We start from the raw sequence: 19927 nt of genomic DNA, 5'->3' as shown, positions 1-19927 counted from the left end.
GCGCCGGCGTCCGGTCCCGTCGTCACGCCGGCGCATGATCTCCGCCGCGTAGCATCGATCCGATGGAGCAGACGAGGCGACCGCGCCGCCGGCCCGACGCGCGGGGCGGCCTGACCGTGGGCCGGGTGTTCGGGGTGCCGCTGCACCTCAACGGCTCGATGGTGCTGCTCACCCTGCTGGTGACCGTGCTGTACGCCGAGTTCGCCCGCCGCCAGCTCGACCTGTCCCAGCTCGCCGGCTACCTGATCGGCTTCGGCTTCGTGGTCTCCCTGCTCGGCTCGGTGCTCCTGCACGAGCTCGGGCACGCCCTCACCGCCCGCCGCTACGGCATCGGTGTGCGCGGGATCACCCTGGAGCTGCTCGGCGGCTACACCGAGATGGACCGCGACGCCCCGACGCCCCGGATCGACCTGCTGGTGTCGCTCGCCGGCCCGGCCGTCTCCGCCGTGCTCGGCGTGCTCGCGGTCGCCGCCACCCTCGCCCTGCCCGACCGCACCCTGGCCAACCAGCTCGCCTTCCAACTTGCCGTGAGCAACGTCATCGTCGCGCTGTTCAACATGTTGCCCGGCCTGCCGCTCGACGGCGGCCGGGCGCTGCGGGCGGCGGTCTGGGCGGTGACCCACGACCGGCACCGCGGCACCGAGGTCGCCGGCTGGGTGGGACGCGTCGTGGCCGTCGGCACCGCCGCGCTGGTCGCCCTGCTCACCCTCACCCGCGACCTGGCGCCGCTGGCGCTGCCGCTGATGCTGCTCGTCGCGTTCACCCTGTGGCGCGGCGCCGGGCAGTCGATCCGGATGGCCCGGATCAGCCGCCGCTTCCCGCTGATCGACCTGGCCCGACTGGCCCGGCCCGTGCTCGCCGTGCCCACCGGCACGCCGCTGGCCGAGGCGCAGCGCCGGCGCGCCGACGGGAGCACCCCGGGCGCCGCCCTCGTGGTCACCGACACCGCCGGCCGGCCGGTCGCCCTGGTCGACCCGGCGGCGGCGGACGCCGTGCCCGCGGAACGCCGCCCCTGGCTGGCCGTCGACGCGGTCGCCCGATCCCTGCCCGACCTGCCCACGATGCCGGTGGGACTCGACGGGGAACGCGTGATGGAGACCGTGCAGACCCACCCGGGCGCGCAGTACGTGGTGACCTCAGGCGAAGATGTCGTGGGCATTCTGCACATCGCGGATCTGGCTCAGCTCCTCGAACCTCAACGGAAGATGAACACGTGACCGCAACTCCCCCCGCCGCCCCGGCAGACCCGGGCACCCCGGTGCCCGCCGACACCCCGGCGCTGCCCCCCGTGCACCGCGGCCCGTTCCGGATCGGCGACCGGGTGCAGCTGACCGATCCCAAGGGGCGGATGCACACGGTCACCCTGGAGCCGGGCAAGGCGTTCCACACCCACCGCGGCATCCTGGAGCACGACGCGCTGATCGGCCTGCCCGACGGCAGCGTGGTCACCACCACCGGCGGCGGCACCGCGTTCCTGGCCCTGCGACCGCTGCTGTCGGACTACGTGCTCTCCATGCCGCGCGGCGCCCAGGTGATCTACCCGAAGGACTCCGCCCAGATCGTCGCCATGGGCGACATCTTCCCCGGCGCCAAGGTCCTGGAGGCCGGCGCCGGCTCCGGCGCGCTGTCCTGCTCCCTGCTGCGCGCGGTCGGCACCGGGGGCGAGCTGCACTCGTTCGAGGTGCGCGACGACTTCGCCCAGATCGCCCGGCGCAACGTCGAGGCGTTCTTCAACGGGCCGCACCCGGCGTGGCACCTGCACGTGGGCGACGTCGCCGGGTGCGCCGAGACCGGCTTCGACCGGATCATCCTCGACATGCTCACCCCGTGGGAGACCCTCGACATGGTCGAGCGGGCGCTGGTGCCCGGTGGCGTGTTCATCGGCTACGTCGCCACCACCCCGCAGCTGTCCGAGCTGGTCGAGGCGCTGCGTGAGCGCGGCGGCTGGACCGAGCCGCGGGCCTGGGAGTCGCTGGTGCGCGACTGGCACGCCGAGGGTCTGGCCGTGCGCCCGGACCACCGCATGATCGCGCACACCGCGTTCCTCGTCTCCGCGCGTAAGCTCGCCCCCGGCGTCACCGCACCGCCGCGGCGCCGCAAGCCCAGCAAGGGCGCCGAGGCGTACGCCGAACGCCGCCAGGCGCTGCGCGAGGCCGAGGCCGCCAGGCAGGCGGCGGCTGCCTCGACGCAGCAGGCGGCCGAGGACACGGAACGGCCGTGACGGCGCAGCGGGGCGACGAGGAGTGAACGGACGGATCCCGCCCGTCGGCGCGTGCCGGCGGGCCGGGCACGGGGAGGTGGCATGAGCCGGCCCGGCTTCGGCGGGGGTGACCTGCCGGCGGTGTTCCCGGACTGGTCGCCCTACCAGGACCTCGAATCGGCGGCCCGGGCGTACCTGCGCGACCCCGACGTCGCGCTCGAGGCGCTCGGTGGGGTGCTGCGCGGCGCTTCGGTGCTCGGCTTCACCCTGGAACGCTTCGTCAACGAGGTCAACGGGGTGTGGCAGGAGGTCGTGGTCTGCGACGGCAGCCGCCTCGTCCTCTGGCACGGCGAGGACGTGCCGCCGGAGGACGGGCCGCCGGGCTCGATGACCTCGTCGTTGCGGGTGGTGCCGGTCTCCACGGTGACCGAGGTCGGCTGCCGGCGCCGGCTCACCCGTGCCGAGGACGGCGGGATCCGGGTCGACAGCATCGACGTCTACCTGCTGCTCACCTCGCTGGACGAGGCGCCGCCCAGCGACGAGGCGGTGGGCGCGCCCCGGCACGACGCGCTGCGCTTCGGCAAGACCCTCGACGACGGCGGTGCCGGACAGATCGCCCGCCTGGAGGAGTTCGCCCGCCTGGTCGCCTCGGTGGTCGGCCGACCGATGCTCTGAGCCGTACGCCCGGGTGGGCCGCGCAGGCGGCGTTCCCGGACGTCTCGATCCTCCCGCGCCACGGCGCGGGAGGGCCGGGGCCGTCAGTCCTCCTCGGCCTCCGGGCCGGCCACCTCGACGCCGTCGCTGCCGCGCACCACGTGGATGCACTCGCCCGGGCACTCCTTCGCCGAGTCGATCACCTCGAGGCGCAGGTGCTCCGGCACGTCGACCCGGCTGCCCGGCGCCATCCGCAGCTCGCCGTCGGGGCCCTTGACGTACGCCAGCCCGTCGACGTCGAACTCGAAGACCTCGGGCGCGTACTGCACGCAGAGCCCGTCGCCCGTGCAGAGATCCTGGTCAACCCAGACCTGCAACTCGTCCGTCACGACCTGCGCCACGGCGCACCCCCCATGTTCTCCCGTCCCACGCCCCGACGGTACCCGAACGCCCGTACCGGCCCCCCGGGCCACCCTTCGCGATCAAGGTTCGGTGACGAGCGCGTTGCGTGGGACCGAATCGGCCTCATAGCGGCTAGTGTTAGGGCAGAACGTTCAAGCCCCCCGGGGAGGTGGGACGTGGCACGCAGCGACGACGCGGACTCGCGCGCCGCACGGTGGGAGAAGGAGGCCCACGATCTCTCCACGCAGGTCGCGTTCCTTCAAGAGGAACTCGCTCTGGTGCGGCGCAAGTTGACCGAAAGCCCCCGACACGTCCGGCAGCTCGAAGAGCGGCTGGCGGCCACCCAGGCACAGTTGGCGCGGCTGACCGAGAACAACGACCGGCTCGTGAGCACCCTCAAGGAGGCTCGCGCGCAGATCGTGACGCTCAAGGAGGAGATCGACCGCCTCGCGCAACCGCCGAGTGGTTACGGCGTCTTCCTTGCGCGGCACGACGACGGCACGGTGGACGTCTTCACCGGCGGACGCAAGCTCCGGGTCGCCGTCTCGCCCTCGCTGGACGTCGCCGAGCTGCGGCGCGGCCAGGAGGTCCTGCTCAACGACGCGCTCAACATCGTCGACGCGTTCGGTTTCGAGCGGGTCGGCGAGGTGGCGATGCTCAAGGAGATCCTCGCGGGTCCCGACGGCAGCCCGGGCGACCGGGCCCTGGTGGTCTCGCACTCCGACGAGGAGCGCATCGTGCACCTCGCCGACACCCTGATCGGTTCGCCGATCCGGGCCGGCGACTCGCTCATGATCGAGCCCCGCTCGGCGTACGCGTACGAGCGGATCCCGAAGAGCGAGGTCGAGGAACTGGTCCTGGAGGAGGTGCCCGACGTCGACTACACCGACATCGGTGGCCTCCACTCGCAGATCGAGCAGATCCGCGACGCGGTGGAACTGCCCTTCCTGCACGCCGACCTGTTCCGCGAGCACCAGCTCCGCCCGCCGAAGGGCATCCTGCTCTACGGCCCGCCCGGCTGCGGCAAGACGCTGATTGCCAAGGCGGTGGCCAACTCGCTCGCGAAGAAGATCGCCGAGCGGGAGGGCAAGGAGAAGCACACCAGCTTCTTCCTCAACATCAAGGGCCCGGAGCTGCTCAACAAGTACGTCGGCGAGACCGAGCGGCACATCCGGCTGATCTTCCAGCGGGCCCGCGAGAAGGCCGGCGAGGGCACCCCGGTGATCGTGTTCTTCGACGAGATGGACTCGATCTTCCGGACCCGCGGCTCCGGCGTCTCCTCCGACGTGGAGAACACCATCGTCCCGCAGCTGCTCAGCGAGATCGACGGCGTGGAGGGGCTGGAGAACGTCATCGTCATCGGCGCCTCCAACCGGGAGGACATGATCGACCCGGCGATCCTCCGGCCGGGCCGACTCGACGTCAAGATCAAGATTGAGCGGCCGGACGCCGAGGCGGCCAAGGACATCTTCTCCAAGTACATCCTCTCCGGGCTGCCGCTGCACCCGGACGACCTGGCCGAGCACGGCGGCGACCCCCAGGCCACCGTCGCGGCGATGATCGACGCGGTCGTGCTGCGGATGTACTCGGAGACCGAGGAGAACCGCTTCCTCGAGGTCACCTACGCCAACGGCGACAAGGAAGTCCTCTACTTCAAGGACTTCAACTCCGGCGCGATGATCCAGAACATCGTCGACCGGGGCAAGAAGATGGCCATCAAGGAGTTCCTCACCTCCGGACGCAAGGGCCTGCGCCTGCAGCACCTCCTCGACGCCTGCGTCGACGAGTTCCGGGAGAACGAGGACCTGCCGAACACCACCAACCCCGACGACTGGGCCCGGATCTCCGGCAAGAAGGGCGAGCGGATCGTCTACATCCGCACGCTCGTCTCCGGCGGCAAGGGCGCGGAGGCCGGCCGGTCCATCGAGACCGCCAGCAACACCGGCCAGTACCTCTGACGGACACCCGCACGGGGCCCGTGGCGCGACGCGCCACGGGCCCCGTCCCGTCCGTACCCGCCTCTCCGCCCCCGCCGCCCCGGTCCGCCACGCCCCCATCCGCCGCGCGGCCGACTACGCTCGACGTGACGGGGGACCGGGTCGGGCGAGCGAAGCGGGTAGGTCGATGAGCGTAAGACGGATCATGGGCACCGAGGTCGAGTACGGCATCTCCGTTCCCGGCCAGGCCGGGGCCAACCCCATGGTCACCTCCTCCCAGGTGGTCAACGCCTACGGGGCGCGCCCGGAACTCAACCGGGGCGGCCGCGCCCGCTGGGACTACGAGGAGGAGTCGCCGCTGCGGGACGCGCGGGGCTTCACCTACTCCGGTGCCGCGTACGACCCGGCCGAGGCGCTGGCCGACGAGGACCTCGGGCTGGCCAACGTGATACTCACCAACGGCGCACGCCTCTACGTCGACCACGCCCACCCGGAATACTCCACACCAGAGGTGACCAACCCGCTGGACGTGGTGCGCTGGGACAAGGCGGGGGAGCGGGTGATGGCCGAGGCGGCCCGGCGCGCCGCCACCATCCCCGGCACCCAGCCGATCCACCTCTACAAGAACAACACCGACAACAAGGGCGCCAGCTACGGCTCGCACGAGAACTACCTGATGCGCCGGCAGACGCCGTTCGCCGACATCGTCGCGTACCTGACGCCGTTCTTCGTGACCCGGCAGATCGTCTGCGGCGCCGGCCGGGTCGGCATCGGCCAGGACGGCGGCCAGAGCGGCTTCCAGATCTCCCAACGTGCGGACTTCTTCGAGGTCGAGGTCGGCCTGGAGACCACCCTCAAGCGGCCGATCATCAACACCCGCGACGAGCCGCACGCCGACGCCGACAAGTACCGCCGGCTGCACGTCATCATCGGCGACGCGAACCTGTCGGAGATCTCCACGTACCTCAAGGTCGGCACCACGGCGCTGATCCTCACGATGATCGAGGAGAAGGCGCTCGGCCCCGACCTCGGCATCGCCGACCCGGTCAGCGAGCTGCGTGCCGTCAGCCACGACCCGTCCCTGACGCACCGGATGCGGCTGCGCGACGGGCGACGGCTGACGGCCCTGGACCTCCAGTGGGCCTACTACGAGCGGGTCCGGTCCTTCGTGGACGACCGCTACGGCACCGACGCCGACGAGCAGACCCTCGACGTGCTCGCCCGCTGGGAGCGCGTGCTGGACAGGCTGGGCCGTGACGTCATGCTCTGCGCCGACGAGCTGGACTGGGTGGCCAAGCTGCGGCTGCTGGAGGGCTACCGGGAGCGCGAGCAGCTCGGCTGGGGCTCGCACAAGCTGCAACTGGTCGACCTCCAGTACTCCGACGTCCGCCCGGAGAAGGGCCTCTACCACCGGCTGGTCTCCCGGGGCGCGATGAAGACGCTGCTCGACGACGAGCAGACGCGTACGGCGATGACCGAACCGCCGGAGGACACCCGGGCCTACTTCCGCGGCCGCTGCCTGGCCCAGTACGCCTCCGAGGTCGTCGCGGCCAGCTGGGACTCGGTCATCTTCGACGTCGGCCGGGAGTCGCTGGTGCGGGTGCCGATGATGGAGCCGGAGCGCGGCACCCGCAAGCACGTGGGGGCGCTCTTCGACCGCTGTGCGAGCGCCAAGGACCTGCTGGAGACCCTCACCGGCGGCTGACCGGGTCGACGATTGCCCGTCGGGTGCCGAACGCGGCGCGCGGCGGGCTTTTCGTCGCCTCCGCGAGGTAAGTTGATCGCAGGGCGATCGTGGAGGAGGCAGCAATGGCCACTCGTGACAGCGGCGGGCAGTCGCAGTCGGGCAAGTCGCGTCAGGGCGAGGAAATCGAGGACGTCACCACGGAGGCGAACCCGGAGGTCGCCGAGCGGCACGCCGAGATCACCGAGGACGTCGACGACCTGCTCGACGAGATCGACTCCGTCCTCGAGGAGAACGCCGAGGAGTTCGTGCGCGGATATGTCCAGAAAGGGGGGCAATAGCACTTATGTCCGATTCGCTTCTGGCGTCGGACAAGGTGTGCCCCCAACGCAGCCGCTTGCTGCCCGTCGCCGAGTTCCATCGCAATCGGCGGCGGGCTGACGGGCTTGCCTACCACCGCAAAACCTGCGTGGCGGCCCGTTCCATGGCGAGCTGTCGTCGACGGTTGAGCGGCTCTGTCGCGGTACCCGCGAGTGCCACCTGCGGCGGCGCTACGGCATCGGCGAGAAGGAGCTCCTGGCCGAGCAGGGCGGGGTGTGCGCGATCTGTGGCACGCCGGATCCCCAACATCTCGACCACGATCATCGCACCGGGTGGGTGCGCGGGATATTGTGCTTCAACTGCAACGGTGGCCTTGGCCAGTTCCGTGACGATCGGTCGCGGCTGGCCGGGGCGATCACATATCTGAGAGGAACCACGTGGCAGCGGGTTTTGATCCATCCGGGCGTCTACCAGATGTGTTCACCAACGCGGGGACGTCCTCCTTCACCTCGTTCCTGAGCAAGGTGGCCCCCGAGATGTTGCCCGGCCGCCGGCCGCTGCCGCCGGGTATGGCCGCCGACATGGCGCCGCACGCGACCACCATCGTGGCCATCTCGGCCGCCGGCGGTGTCGTGATGGCCGGCGACCGGCGGGCCACCATGGGCAACCTGATCGCCCAGCGCGACATCGAGAAGGTCCACCCGGCCGACGCGTACTCCCTGGTCGGCATCGCCGGCACGGCGGGGATCGGCATCGAGCTGATGCGACTGTTCCAGGTGGAGCTGGAACACTACGAGAAGATCGAGGGCGCGATGCTCTCGCTCGACGGCAAGGCCAACCGGCTCGCCTCCATGATCCGTGGCAACCTGGGCGCCGCGATGCAGGGTCTCGCGGTGATCCCGCTCTTCGCCGGCTACGACCTGGCCGCGAAGGACCCGGCGCGGGCCGGCCGCATCTTCAGCTTCGACGTCACCGGCGGCCCCTACGAGGAGACCGGCTACGACGCGATCGGCTCCGGCTCGCTCTTCGCCCGGTCGGCGCTGAAGAAGCGCTTCCAGCCGGGGCTCTCCATCGACGAGGCGGTCCGGCTCGCGGTCGAGGCGCTCTACGACGCGGCCGACGACGACACCGCGACCGGCGGCCCGGACCTGATCCGGCGGATCTACCCGGTGGTGATGACGGCGACGGCGGAGGGCACCCACCGGCTCACCGACGAGGAGATGTCGGCGATCGCCGAGAGCGTGGTCTCCGGCCGGATGGAGAACCCGGGCGGTTGATCCGCTCCCGCCCGTACCAGTCAGCAGCCGTCAGCACAGCGCCCTAAGGAGAACCGCCGCCGTGGCCATGCAGTTCTACGCCTCGCCCGAGCAGATCATGCGCGACCGCTCCGAGCTGGCCCGCAAGGGCATCGCCCGGGGCCGCAGCGCGGTGGTCCTGAGCTACGAGGGCGGGGTGCTCTTCGTCGCCGAGAACCTCTCCAGCGCCCTGCACAAGGTCAGTGAGATCTACGACCGGATCGGCTTCGCCGCCGTCGGCCGCTACAACGAGTTCGAGAACCTGCGCCGCGCCGGCGTGCGGATGGCCGACCTGAACGGCCTCAGCTACGACCGGCGTGACGTCACCGGCCGGGCCCTGGCGAACGCCTTCGCGCAGACCCTGGGTGCCATCTTCACCGAGCAGTCGAAGCCGTTCGAGGTGGAGATCTGCGTGGCCGAGGTCGGCACCACCGCCGAGGACGACGAGCTCTACCGGCTCACCTACGACGGATCCGTCAACGACGAGCCGGGCCGGATGGCGATGGGCGGGCAGGCCGAGGCCATCACCGGCGTGCTGAAGTCCCACCACCGTCCGGACATGTCGCTGGGCGAGGCGGTGAAGGTCGCCGTGCAGGCCCTGAGCAGCGTCGGGGGAGAGGGCGGCGCCGCCCGGACCATCGCCGCCAACCAGCTGGAGGTGGCGGTCCTGGACCGCCGCCGGGTGGGGCGGACGTTCCGCCGGATCACCGGGGCCGCGTTGACCGCGCTGCTCGACGGCGACAAGGCCGAGGAGCCGGTGTCGGCCCGCCCGGAGACGCCGACCTCGCCGACCGAGGAGGCGAAGAAGCCCACCACGTCGGCCGGCTCGGCGGACCTGGAGGGCCGGGACACCCCCGAGGCGTAGCAGAGCACGTCCCGGGTGGGCCGTCGGGCGTGGACACGCCCGGCCGCCCATCCCAGGCTGCGACGACGGCGCGCGGGTCGAGTGCGACCCGCGCGCCGTCGTGCAACCCCACGCCGCCCGCCGTTCCCGGGCGTGTCAAGGGTCGCCCGCCGCTTCCGGTCCTCTCAGAGGCCTTCCGACGCCGCCGTACGGGACCCGCCTGCCCGTCGCGGATCCTTGGCGCGGAGCGTCCAACCGGGACGCCCCGCGCGGAAGGGCGGCGTCGGCGGCACACCGCACCCGGCGGGCGTACGGACGAGCGGCCGTGGCCGCCGCGCGCCCGCCGGGACCGGCGCTGCGGTGCCCGGGACCGACCGTCACCGATCCCGTGTGAGACCGGCACGGTGTGCGCTGCCCATCTGGGGCCTCGGGCGGCTAATGTCTCATCATGGAGCGGCGAATCTTCGGCCTCGAGACCGAGTACGGCGTCACCTGCACCTACCGCGGGCAGCGGCGGCTGTCCCCTGACGAGGTAGCCCGGTACCTCTTCCGCCGTGTGGTGTCGTGGGGCCGGTCGAGCAACGTTTTCCTGCGCAACGGCGCCCGGCTCTACCTGGACGTCGGCTCGCACCCGGAGTACGCCACCCCGGAGTGCGACTCGGTGGTGGACCTGGTCGCGCACGACCGGGCCGGCGAGCGGATCCTGGAGGGCCTGCTCGTCGACGCGGAGAAGCGGCTGCACGACGAGGGCATCGCGGGCGAGATCTACCTGTTCAAGAACAACACCGACTCGGCCGGCAACTCGTACGGCTGCCACGAGAACTACCTGGTGTCGCGGCACGGGGAGTTCGGCCGGCTGGCCGACGTGCTGATCCCGTTCCTGGTCACCCGGCAATTGATCTGCGGGGCGGGCAAGGTGCTGCAGACGCCGCGCGGGGCGGTCTACTGCCTCTCGCAGCGGGCCGAGCACATCTGGGAGGGCGTCTCGTCGGCGACGACCCGGAGCCGGCCCATCATCAACACCCGCGACGAGCCGCACGCGGACGCGGAGCGCTACCGGCGGCTGCACGTCATCGTCGGCGACTCCAACATGAACGAGGTCACCACGCTGCTGAAGGTCGGCACCGCCGACATCGTGCTGCGGATGATCGAGGCCGGGGTGGTGATGCGCGACCTGACGCTGGAGAACCCGATCCGGGCGATCCGCGAGGTGTCGCACGACATCACCGGCCGCCGCAAGGTGCGGCTCTCCTCCGGCAAGGAGGTCAGCGCGCTGGAGATCCAGCAGGAATACCTGGCCAAGGCGACGGAGTTCGTGGAGCGGCGCGGCGGCGACCAGACCGCGAAGCGGGTGGTGGAGCTGTGGGGCCGGGTGCTCAGCGCGGTGGAGACCGGCGACCTGGAACCGGTGTCGCGGGAGATCGACTGGGTGACCAAGCTGCGGCTCATCGAGCGCTACCAGCGCAAGCACGACCTGCCGCTGTCGCACCCACGGGTGGCCCAGATGGATCTGGCCTACCACGACCTGCGCCGGGGCCGGGGCCTCTACGGGCTGCTGGAGCGGCGCGGCGAGGTGGACCGGGTGGCGACCGATCCGGAGATCTTCGAGGCCAAGGAGACCCCGCCGCAGACGACCCGCGCCCGGCTGCGCGGGGAGTTCATCCGGCACGCCCAGGAGAAGCGGCGCGACTTCACCGTCGACTGGGTGCACCTCAAGCTCAACGACCAGGCGCAGCGCACGGTGCTCTGCAAGGATCCGTTCCGGGCGTACGACGAGCGGGTGGAACGGTTGATCGCCAGCATGTGACGGCGGCCGGCCGGCCCGGTGCGGTGGCGATCACCGTCCGGGCCGGCCGGGCCGGTAGGCTGACCGCGCCATGACGACTTCCGAACCCCCCGAGCGCGGCCACCAGCGACAGAACTGGGCCGAGCGCCGCCGCGAGAAGATCCGCGCCGAGATCGAGCGCAACCGGCGCGGCGAGTACACGGTGCCCACCTGGGTGCTGGCGCTCGCGCTGGTGCTGATCGTGGGCGCCTGGCTCGCCCTCATCTTCCTGGTCTGACCCCGGCCGGCAGCGCGGACGGGCGCCACGGACCGGTCCGACCCGGCACCCCGGCCGGGGTGACGCCGCATTCTGGAAGTTGTGCCGGTCCCGGCTGAGCTGGAACCGTCGTGCCCGTTCGGCATTGTCGGTGACGGGCCACGCACGCTGCGTGGTCGCGGCAGGGAGGGTGACCGTATGGCACACATCGACCTCGGCCTCGACGAGCGGGAGCATCCGGGCATCAACGGCCCGCTGCGGTTCCGTCCCGAGACGGCCAAGCCGCTCGGCGAGCTGGCGGAGGCGCTGTTGCGCGCCCCGCATCCGACGCTGACGGCGGGGGAGCGGGAGCTGATCGCGGCGTACGTGTCGGGGCTCAACGAGTGCAATTTCTGCTGTGCCTCGCACTCGGCCTTCGCGGCGGCGCAGCTGCCCTCGGGCATGCGGCTGGTGGACCAGGTCCGTGCCGATCCGGCGGCCGCCGAGGTCAGCGAGAAGCTGCGGGCGTTGCTGGACATCGCCGGTGCCGTGCAGCGCAGTGGCCGGGAGGTGACGGCGGACCTGGTCAAGGTCGCCCGGGGCGCAGGCGCGACGGATCTGGAGATTCACGACACGGTCCTGATCGCGGCGGCGTTCTGCATGTTCAACCGGTACGTGGACGGGCTGGGCACGCTGGCCCCGGAGGATCCGGCGGTGTACGAGATGGCCGCCGAGCGCATCGTGCGGTACGGCTACGGGGCGAGCTGACCGACCACCACCGGGTCCCGGCACCTGCCGTTCGGGGCAGGCGACCGCCGCACCCGCAGGGTGCCAGGGCCCGGTGGTGGCCGCGGGTCAGGACAGCAGGCGCGCGGCGTGCCGGCCGGCCGCGGCGGCGGCCAGGAAGTAGGCGTGGTCGGCGTCGAGGCCCCGACCCATGGTGGACAGCGTCACCGGGGTGTCCCGCAGCGCGGCGTCCAGCCCGTCGGTCGGGACCCGGACGACGGTGTGTCGCGCCGTGAGGGGCGCCAGCGCCGCCTCCACCTCGCCGGCCAGCGCCGAAGGCAGGCCGTCGGGCACGACCAGCTCGGCGGGGGCGAGGGCCACCCGGCCGTACGCGGTGAGGCTGTGGTGCGACACGCCCCGGTGGCGGGGCCGGGGGTCGGCGTCGGAGATCCGCAGCGATCCGATCGGGCGCCCGCCCAGCGTGGCGACGGCGTTGACGGCCTCCCCGACGGCCACCCCGGAGAATCCCCACCGGGTGCCGGTGCCCAGGTTGCCCGGTCCCTGGGCGACGATCGCCACGTCGGCGCGCAGCACGTGCCGGGCGGCCAGCAACCCGCTGTGCACGGTGCTCGCCTCCAGGTCCCCACCGAACGCCTGGCCGACGGTGACCGTGCCGACGAGGTGGTCGCCCAGCGCGGCGAGGGTGCGGGAGAACCAGGCCGGCAGCGCCCCGCCGTCGGTCAGCAGGTACGCGACCCGGGCGGCGGGGGCGTCGGCGTGGATGCCCGCCAGGACGGCCGGCAGCGCGGAGTGCAGGTCGGCGGTGACGACGGGCAGGCCGGCCAGGTCGTCGGCGGCCTCCATGACCTCCCGGTGCGGGGACGCCTCCTCGTCGACACCGAGCAGGATCGGCTGCAGCGGGGTGTAGCGGGCCTTGACGAGGTGCCCGGCGTCGCGGCTGTCGAGGGCCTGCGGCGGGTCCGGGGGCAGCCGGTCGGGCAGCGCCACGACCAGGGCGTATCCGCCGGTGCCGAGGCCCATCAGCAGCGCGCCGGCGTTGAGCAGCACCCGGTCGCCGGGCTCGGGCCGCCCGACGAGCGCGGGGTAGGCCAGGGCGCGTACGGTGCCGCCGTCGGGGAGCTCGACGTCCAGTTCCACCGCCCCGGTCCACTGCCGCCGCAGCGCCGTCACCGTTCCCGACCGCCATCGCACCATGCCCGGCACGCTAGCGTCGCCGTCCGCGGCGGGCGCGCCCGGGGCGGCGCGGCGGGTCGGCGGTCAGTCGCCGGGGCCGCCGGGTTCCGGGGCGTCGCCGGTGCGGGTGGGGTCGAGGAAGACGTACCGGATCTGTGGGTAACGGGCGGTGAGCCGCCGCTCGGCCTGGTCGGCGGCGTCCTCGATGGTCGCGCCGCTCGCGTCGTCGTCGAAGTCCACCTTCGCGGCGACCAGGACGTCGCTCGGGCCGAGCTGCATCGTCAGCAGCGTGTCGATGCGCCGCACGGCGGGCAGGACGGCCAGTTCCTCGGTGATCTGGTGGTGACGCCGTGGGTGATCGCGAAGCCGGCGCCGGCGACGAACGTGAACAGCGCCGCGAGGAACGCCCAGACGTAGCTCTCCTTGCCGTACCCGAACGGGTGCCGGGCGTCGGCGGGCCGCGCCCCGCGGCGCAACGCGAGGTACAGCAGCACCTCGGTGGTGGTGTCGGCGACGGAGTGCACGGCCTCGGAGAGCATCGCCGCCGACCCGGAGATCACCCCGGCGACGAGCTTGGCCACCGCGATGGCGAGGTTGGCGGCCCCCGCCACCACGACGGTGGCGACGCTCCCGGTCCTGACCTCCGGCTGGGCCACCACGTCACTGTAGGGTCGTCGGTGGCGGGCCGTCCGGCGACCGGTGAACCGGCCGGGCGCGACGCGGGGCACGTCCTGCCCGCGTGGGTGCACGGGCGCGGCGGGTGGGCTGCTAGCGTCTACCGCGTGTCGCGGACCCGCACCGAACGCCTGGTCAACCTGGTTATCTGCCTGCTGTCCACGCGGCGGTTCCTGACCGCCGCGCAGATCGCCGCGACCGTGCCCGGCTACGAGCACGATCCGGACGACGCGCGTGACCACGAGGCCTTCCAGCGCAAGTTCGAGCGGGATAAGGCCGAGCTGCGCGAGCTGGGCGTGCCACTGGAGACCGGGACGGCGAGCGTCTTCGACGCGGAGCCCGGCTACCGGATCGCCCACCGGGAGTACGCGCTGCCCGACATCCCCCTCGAACCGGACGAGGCCGCCGCCGTCGGCATCGCCGCCCGGCTGTGGCAGCACGCCGGCCTGGCCGCCGCCGCCTCCTCCGGGCTGGCGAAGCTGCGCGCCGCCGGCGTCGACGTGGACCCGCAGGCCACGCTGGGCCTGGAGCCGATGGTCACGGTGGACCCGGCGTTCGCGCCGCTCACCGCCGCGGCCCGGGACCGGCGCGAGGTCAGCTTCGACTACCGGGTGCCCGACCGCGACGACTCGACCCGCCGCCGCCTCCAGCCGTGGGGCGTGGTCTGCTGGCGGGGCCGCTGGTACGTGGTCGGGCACGACCTCGACCGCGAGGCGACCCGCTGCTTCCGGCTGTCCCGGGTGGTCGGCACGGTCCGGGCGACCGGCGCTCCGGGAGGCTACGAGCCCCCGGCCGGGGTCGACCTGATCAGCCACGTGGCCCGCTGGTCGGGGCCGGCGGAACGCACCGGGCGGGCCACCGTGCTGGTCGCCGACGGACGCGCCGCCGGGCTGCGCCGCTGGGCCGTCGACGTCACCGCCTGCCCGGAGGGCGACCGGCTCGTCCTGCCCTACGCCGACGCGGACGTCCTCGCGGGCCAGCTCGTCGGCTACGGCCCGGACGTGCGGGTGCTCGATCCGCCGGAGGTGCGCGACGCGGTGATCCAGCGGCTCAAGGAGATCGCCGCCCGGCACGACGACCTCGCGGTCGCCGGGGGTGTCCGGTGACCCGGCCGGCCGCCCGGGGCGGCTCCCGCGCGTCGGCCGACCGGCTGGCCCGGCTGCTGAACCTGGTGCCCTACCTGCTGGCCCGGCCCGGCATCGAGCTCGCCGAGGCGGCCGGGGACCTGGGCGTCACCGAGCGGCAGCTGCGCGAGGACCTGGAACTGCTGTGGGTCTGCGGGTTGCCCGGTTACGGCCCCGGTGACCTGATCGACATGGCCTTCGACGGCGACCGGGTGACGATCACCTACGACGCCGGCATCGACCGGCCGCTGCGGCTCACCCCGGACGAGGCCCTCGCGTTGGTGGTGGCGCTGCGGATGCTCGCCGAGACGCCCGGGGTGACCAACCGGGAGGCCGTCGAGCGGGCCCTCGCGAAGATCGAGAATGCTGCCGGTGACCTGGTGGCGGCGCCGGTCGAGGTCCGGCTGCCCGCCGACACCCGGCGGGTGGCGGAGCTGCGGACGGCCGTCGAGAGCGGCCGGGCGCTGCGCATCACCTACTACACGGCCGCGCGGGACGAGACCACCGACCGCGTCGTCGACCCGCTGCGGATGCTGATGGTCGGCGGGCGGGCCTACGTGGAGGCGTGGTGCCGCCGGGCGGAGGCGGTGCGGCTGTTCCGGGCCGACCGCATCGACGCCGTCGCCGAGTTGGAGGAGCGGGCGGTGGTGCCGCCGCAGGCCCGCCCGCACGACCTCACCGAGGGCGTGTTCCGCCCGTCGCCGGACCTGCCGCTGATCACCCTGCGGATCGGTCGGGGCGAGCGGTGGCTGACCGAGTACTACCCGTGCGAGCGGGTCGAGGCCGGCGGCGGCGACCAGTGGCTGGTGTCGCTGCGGGTCACCGACCTGGGCTGGGCCCGCCGGTTCGTGCTGGGCCTGGGCCCGGACGTGGCGGTGGTCGCCCCGGTCGAGCTGGCCGAGCAGGTCCGGGCCGCTGCGGTCGCCGCCCTCGACGCGTACGCGTCGCCGGTGCCGGCCGCGCCACCCGTGCCCGTCGGCGGGCCGGACCCGGCGCGGGCGGTCTCCCCGGCCGACCCGGCGGTCACCGCCGGCACGCAGTAGGCTGAGCGCCGTGGTGAAGTGGATCGTGCTCGCGGTGGTGCTGTTCGCGCTCGTCGTGTTCGCCCTGGCCCTGCGGCCGGTGCTGGCGCGGCTGCCCCGGCTGCGTCGCGCCGCCGTTGCCCTGCAACGCCGGGCGACCGAGGCGGAGGCGCTGCGGGAGACCGCCGAGACCCTCCAGGCGCGGGCGGAGGCTCTCCAGGGGCAGCTCGACACGACCCAGCGGCGGCTGGCCGTGATCAAGGCGAAACGCGGCGACTGATCGATCGGTGCCCGGTTGCTGCGCGAACCGCTCCGGTTCACGCAGGAACGATCCTGCGGCAGATGGTTGACGGGACGTCCCGCGTTGGTCAAGACTTCACCGGCCGGGACGAACCACCACCACCCGGCGGGTGGCAGCGGCCGTCGACGGACGTACGATGGGCTGCGGTACACCCCTCACGACGACACAGAGCGACTGGAGCTTCCCATGGGTGCCCTCAAGCCGTGGCACATCGCCATACTCGTGGTCGTGCTGATCCTGCTCTTCGGCGCGAAGCGGCTCCCGGACGCGGCCCGTTCGCTGGGCCGTTCGCTGCGGATCATCAAGGCCGAGACCAAGAGCCTGCACGACGACGACCGGGACCTCGCCGAGAAGGCCGACGCGCAGTCCGGCTACCAGCCGCTCCCGCCGCAGACCGTCCAGGGTCAGCCGTACGCGCCGCCGCCCGCCGGGCAGCAGCCGCACGTCGCCCCGCAGCAGCAGCCGTACGCACCCCCGGTCAACGACCCGGTGCAGCGCGTCCGCGACAACTGACCGAAGGGCCCGAGACCCGTGGCCTTCGCCCTCAAGAAGCGCGGCCCGAGCAACTTCGAGCGGGCCGCCGACGGCTCGATGACGCTCATCGAGCACATCCGCGAGCTGCGTACCCGGTTGTTCCGCGCCTCCCTGGCTATCGCGTTCGGGCTGATCATCGGCTTCCTGCTCGCCCAGCCGGCGTTCGACCTGCTCAAGCAGCCGTACTGCCGGCTTCCCGGCATGATCGTCGACGGTGAGTGCCAGAACTTCCTGCAACTCGCACCGACCGACGGCTTCGTCCTCAAGCTGAAGCTGGCGCTCTGGATCGGGTTGATCATCGGAGCGCCGGTCTGGCTCTACCAGCTCTGGGCGTTCATCGCGCCGGGCCTGCACCGGCACGAGCGCAAGTGGGCGTACGTCTTCGTGGCGATCGCGGCGCCCCTGTTCGCCGCCGGCGCGGTGCTGGCCTTCTTCGTGGTGGACAAGGGCCTGGCCTTCCTGCTGGAGGCCGGCGTCACCGGCACCGACTCGCAGCTCGAGGTGACCCGGTACATCTCGTTCGTCACCAACATGATCCTGCTCTTCGGGGTCGCGTTCGAGTTCCCACTCACCCTGCTGATGCTCAACTTCACCGGGGTGGTGAGCGCCCGCCGGCTGCTCAGCTGGTGGCGGGCCGTGGTCTTCATCTGCTTCGCGTTCGCGGCCATCGCCACCCCCGACCCCGGGCCGTTCGGCATGACCCTGCTGGCGCTCTGCCTGTCGCTGCTCTACTTCGTCGCCGTCGGGGTGGCGTTCCTCAACGACAAGCGCAGGGGACGCGGCAAGGAGGTCTACGCGGGCGTCGGCGACGACGAGGTGTCGCCGCTGGAGTTCGACCCCGAGCCGGTGGAAGCCGGGCAGCGGGTGGACGCCAGCGCCCCGATCTCGGCCCCCGAGCCGGTCGCCGCGCCGGCGCCGATCGAGCGCCGCTACGACGACATGACCTGACCGGCCGGTCGTTCCCCGATCACAAACGGACACAAGCCCTCCCTCGCCGGGGGGCTTGTTCCGTTGCCGCCCGGTGCGTACGGCACCGCGGGCGGGCCCCTAACGCACGGCGTGTCAGCCGTCAGCACCCAGTCGGCAATCCGTCACGAGACATCCGCGAGCTGCAATCGGGTAAGCAGATCTTTACGATGTGTCGACGTATCCGACGAGGGAGGTCGCTGTCCAGTGCGTCGCCCGACGTTTGGTCGTCCACCCGTCCCCGGGCCGGAGGCCGCCTCCCCGCCACGGCCCAGGGTGCCCGTCGCCCGGCCCGTCGTGCGGCGGAGCGCCGTCCCGGCCGCCACGCACGGCCGCGCCCCGGCACCGGCCGGGCACCGCGCCGACGCGGCCCTTTCGACGGCGGCCGACGGCGGGCCGCCACCCGCGCCGGCCGCCCCGGGCGACCGGTCTCCCGGGGTGAGTGCCCGCCCGGGCTGAATCCCGGCGGGCCCGCCCGCGCGTTCGTCCGGCCCCTCCGGCCGTTCCGCGCCGCGCCGGGCCACCCGGATGCCCCTGACCGTCGGTCGTCGTTGTCGCGCTTGATGATCCCGTCGTTCCGTCCGGCCGGCCCGCGTAGTCCCGTCAACGGGACCGCCCGCCGCCCCCGCACCCCCCAGATCGGAGCCACCCGTTGATCCGCGTCGTCGTTGTCGAGGAGATGGGCCTGCTGCGTACCGCGCTGTGCGCGGCACTGTCGAGCGAGGAGGACATCGAGGTCGTCGCCGAGGTGACCGGGGTGGCGGAGCTGCCCGCCCTGGTGCGCCGGCACCGGCCGGACGTGGTGCTGGTGGACCTGGCGCCGGACGCCCCGCACCCGGTCGAGGTCGTCGCCGAGATCACCGGGGCGATGCCCGACACCGCCGTGCTTGCCATGGGCCGCCGGTGGAGCCAGCGGATCGTCGGGGACCTGCTGGCCGCCGGCGTAAGGGGCCTGGTGGGCAAGGACGCGTCCCTGGAGGCGCTCGTCGACGCCGTCCGGGAACTCGCCGCCGGCGGGAAGGTCATCGACGCCGCCGCCGCCGTGACGGCGCTGCGTCCCGCGTCGAGCCCGCTGACGCGCCGGGAGGCGGAGGTGCTGCGGGTGGCCGCGGAGGGCCTGCCGCTCAAGGAGATCGCCCGCCGGCTCTACCTGGCGCACGGGACCGTACGCAACCACCTGTCGGCGATCATGCGCAAGACCGGTGCCCGCAACCGGATGGAGGCGGTGTGGCGCGCCCGCCGCGACGGCTGGATGTAGCGGGCGGCCCCGCCCACCCGGGCCGGGGCGTGCCAACGCCGTCCCGCCCCTCGTCCGGCCTGGACGGCGGCGGGTCGCCCGCCGGATACGGCCTGGACGGCGGCGGGTCGCCCGCCGAGCGGAATCTGGCGGGACGTGTTTGAATTCTGACGGTCCGTGATCTGTCTGACGACGCTCCGGAAGGCCAACGGTGATCCGTACCCTGCTCGCTCTCGACGGCGCCCTGGTCCGTGGCGCCCTGTCGCTCGTGCTCGCCGCCGAGGCGGACATCAGCGTGGTGGCGGAACTGGACCGGGGCGAGGCCCTGCCCCCGGCGGTCCGGACGCAGCGTCCCGACGTGGCGGTCGTGGACCTCGACCTCATCGGCGACGCGGGCGTGGCGGGGCACTGCCCGTTGCTGGTGCTGGCCGACCGTCGGCGGGCGCGCAGCCTGCACCGGGTCTTCGTCCCGGGGCGCACCGTCGGGATCCTCGGCGCCGACGTCTCCCCGCACCGGGTGCTGGACGGCATCCGGCGGCTCGCCCGCCGCGAGTCGGTGGTCGACGCCGACCTGGTGGTGGCGGCACTGGGCCGGGACAGCCCGCTCACCTCGCGGGAGACGGAGATCCTCGACCTGACCGCGGCCGGGGCACCGGTCGTGGAGGTCGCCCGGGCGCTCGGGCTCGCCCCGGGGACCGTGCGCAACCACCTCGGCCGGATCGCCCGCAAGGCGGGCGCGCGCACGAGGGTGGAGGCGGTGCGGGTCGCCCGCGAGGCCGGCTGGATCTGA

The 19927-nt window shown here is 72.9% G+C and carries 23 protein-coding genes; 19 read left to right on the top strand and 4 right to left on the bottom strand.

The features are described from left to right. The first annotated feature begins 158 nt into the window (after positions 1–158). The 3 genes from RM555_RS17525 to RM555_RS17515 all read left to right on the top strand — a co-directional run bounded on the left by RM555_RS17525 (position 159) and on the right by RM555_RS17515 (position 2875). Positions 159–1217 (top strand): site-2 protease family protein, encoded by a 1059-nt coding sequence (locus RM555_RS17525; RefSeq protein WP_396888793.1) that lies wholly within the window; start codon positions 159–161, stop codon positions 1215–1217. Beyond that, entirely contained in the window at positions 1214–2221 is a 1008-nt protein-coding gene (locus RM555_RS17520; RefSeq protein WP_396888792.1) for a tRNA (adenine-N1)-methyltransferase, read from the top strand. Before RM555_RS17525 ends, RM555_RS17520 begins: the two co-directional genes overlap by 4 nt. Positions 2222–2302: 81 nt before the next feature. Continuing rightward, on the top strand, positions 2303–2875 hold the full coding sequence (locus tag RM555_RS17515; RefSeq protein WP_132237455.1) for a hypothetical protein: 573 nt from the start codon (positions 2303–2305) through the stop codon (positions 2873–2875). 83 nt (positions 2876–2958) lie between these two features. Here RM555_RS17515 and RM555_RS17510 read toward each other — a convergent pair whose 3' ends face one another. Continuing rightward, positions 2959–3255 (bottom strand): ferredoxin, encoded by a 297-nt coding sequence (locus RM555_RS17510; protein WP_132237457.1) that lies wholly within the window; start codon positions 3253–3255, stop codon positions 2959–2961. Positions 3256–3432: 177 nt separating this feature from the next. Between RM555_RS17510 and arc the strand changes: the two genes are divergently transcribed. The 9 genes from arc (at position 3433) to RM555_RS17465 (ending at position 12126) form a co-directional block, all read left to right on the top strand. Beyond that, positions 3433–5214, top strand: coding sequence for a proteasome ATPase (arc, locus tag RM555_RS17505; RefSeq protein ID WP_121398236.1), 1782 nt, complete (start codon positions 3433–3435; stop codon positions 5212–5214). A 166-nt stretch (positions 5215–5380) separates the two neighbouring features. Continuing rightward, on the top strand, positions 5381–6898 hold the full coding sequence (gene dop / locus RM555_RS17500; protein ID WP_151455852.1) for a depupylase/deamidase Dop: 1518 nt from the start codon (positions 5381–5383) through the stop codon (positions 6896–6898). Between the two features lie 104 nt (positions 6899–7002). After that, the gene (locus RM555_RS17495) at positions 7003–7218 is read left to right on the top strand and encodes a ubiquitin-like protein Pup (RefSeq protein ID WP_067366797.1); all 216 of its coding nucleotides are present in this window, start codon (positions 7003–7005) and stop codon (positions 7216–7218) included. Between the two features lie 253 nt (positions 7219–7471). Continuing rightward, positions 7472–7717: an endonuclease VII domain-containing protein gene (locus RM555_RS17490; RefSeq protein WP_311412757.1), complete on the top strand. Its 246-nt coding sequence runs from the start codon at positions 7472–7474 to the stop codon at positions 7715–7717. Further along, on the top strand, positions 7636–8475 hold the full coding sequence (gene prcB / locus RM555_RS17485) for a proteasome subunit beta (protein ID WP_192581475.1): 840 nt from the start codon (positions 7636–7638) through the stop codon (positions 8473–8475). The genes RM555_RS17490 and prcB overlap by 82 nt, the downstream gene beginning before the upstream one ends. 61 nt (positions 8476–8536) lie before the next feature. Continuing rightward, complete coding sequence (gene prcA / locus RM555_RS17480) at positions 8537–9358, top strand: proteasome subunit alpha (RefSeq protein WP_132237463.1); 822 nt, start codon at positions 8537–8539, stop codon at positions 9356–9358. Between the two features lie 427 nt (positions 9359–9785). After that, the gene (gene pafA, locus RM555_RS17475; protein ID WP_151455849.1) at positions 9786–11144 is read left to right on the top strand and encodes a Pup--protein ligase; all 1359 of its coding nucleotides are present in this window, start codon (positions 9786–9788) and stop codon (positions 11142–11144) included. Between the two features lie 70 nt (positions 11145–11214). Further along, positions 11215–11400, top strand: coding sequence for a hypothetical protein (locus RM555_RS17470; RefSeq protein WP_311412756.1), 186 nt, complete (start codon positions 11215–11217; stop codon positions 11398–11400). A gap of 177 nt (positions 11401–11577) precedes the next feature. Then, complete coding sequence (locus RM555_RS17465; RefSeq protein ID WP_311412755.1) at positions 11578–12126, top strand: carboxymuconolactone decarboxylase family protein; 549 nt, start codon at positions 11578–11580, stop codon at positions 12124–12126. Between the two features lie 87 nt (positions 12127–12213). On the opposite strand, the gene RM555_RS17460 is transcribed toward RM555_RS17465, so the two are convergent. The 3 genes from RM555_RS17460 to RM555_RS17450 all read right to left on the bottom strand — a co-directional run bounded on the left by RM555_RS17460 (position 12214) and on the right by RM555_RS17450 (position 13934). Further along, on the bottom strand, positions 12214–13299 hold the full coding sequence (locus tag RM555_RS17460; protein ID WP_311412754.1) for a DUF3866 family protein: 1086 nt from the start codon (positions 13297–13299) through the stop codon (positions 12214–12216). 63 nt (positions 13300–13362) lie between these two features. Beyond that, entirely contained in the window at positions 13363–13584 is a 222-nt protein-coding gene (locus tag RM555_RS17455) for a cation diffusion facilitator family transporter (RefSeq protein WP_311412753.1), read from the bottom strand. Then, positions 13560–13934: a cation diffusion facilitator family transporter gene (locus RM555_RS17450; RefSeq protein ID WP_311412752.1), complete on the bottom strand. Its 375-nt coding sequence runs from the start codon at positions 13932–13934 to the stop codon at positions 13560–13562. Before RM555_RS17450 ends, RM555_RS17455 begins: the two co-directional genes overlap by 25 nt. A 126-nt stretch (positions 13935–14060) precedes the next feature. On the opposite strand from RM555_RS17450, the gene RM555_RS17445 reads away from it, so the two are divergent. The 7 genes from RM555_RS17445 to RM555_RS17415 all read left to right on the top strand — a co-directional run bounded on the left by RM555_RS17445 (position 14061) and on the right by RM555_RS17415 (position 19927). Continuing rightward, entirely contained in the window at positions 14061–15059 is a 999-nt protein-coding gene (locus RM555_RS17445; RefSeq protein ID WP_311412751.1) for a helix-turn-helix transcriptional regulator, read from the top strand. Continuing rightward, a complete protein-coding gene (locus RM555_RS17440; RefSeq protein ID WP_311412750.1) occupies positions 15056–16120 on the top strand; it encodes a helix-turn-helix transcriptional regulator in 1065 nt (354 codons plus the stop codon). The genes RM555_RS17445 and RM555_RS17440 overlap by 4 nt, the downstream gene beginning before the upstream one ends. A gap of 10 nt (positions 16121–16130) precedes the next feature. Continuing rightward, positions 16131–16379 (top strand): hypothetical protein, encoded by a 249-nt coding sequence (locus tag RM555_RS17435; protein ID WP_132237479.1) that lies wholly within the window; start codon positions 16131–16133, stop codon positions 16377–16379. A 207-nt stretch (positions 16380–16586) separates the two neighbouring features. Beyond that, complete coding sequence (gene tatA / locus RM555_RS17430; protein ID WP_311412749.1) at positions 16587–16913, top strand: Sec-independent protein translocase subunit TatA; 327 nt, start codon at positions 16587–16589, stop codon at positions 16911–16913. An 18-nt stretch (positions 16914–16931) separates the two neighbouring features. Then, on the top strand, positions 16932–17882 hold the full coding sequence (tatC, locus tag RM555_RS17425) for a twin-arginine translocase subunit TatC (protein WP_311412748.1): 951 nt from the start codon (positions 16932–16934) through the stop codon (positions 17880–17882). Between the two features lie 670 nt (positions 17883–18552). Beyond that, the gene (locus RM555_RS17420; protein ID WP_311412747.1) at positions 18553–19158 is read left to right on the top strand and encodes a response regulator transcription factor; all 606 of its coding nucleotides are present in this window, start codon (positions 18553–18555) and stop codon (positions 19156–19158) included. 190 nt (positions 19159–19348) lie between these two features. Then, complete coding sequence (locus RM555_RS17415; protein ID WP_311412746.1) at positions 19349–19927, top strand: response regulator transcription factor; 579 nt, start codon at positions 19349–19351, stop codon at positions 19925–19927.

It is taken from the genome of Micromonospora reichwaldensis, assembly GCF_031845925.1.
Taxonomy (GTDB): Bacteria; Actinomycetota; Actinomycetes; order Mycobacteriales; family Micromonosporaceae; genus Micromonospora; species Micromonospora reichwaldensis.
Note: the sequence above shows the minus strand (reverse complement) of the source record. Positions and strands in the feature narration are given on the sequence as shown.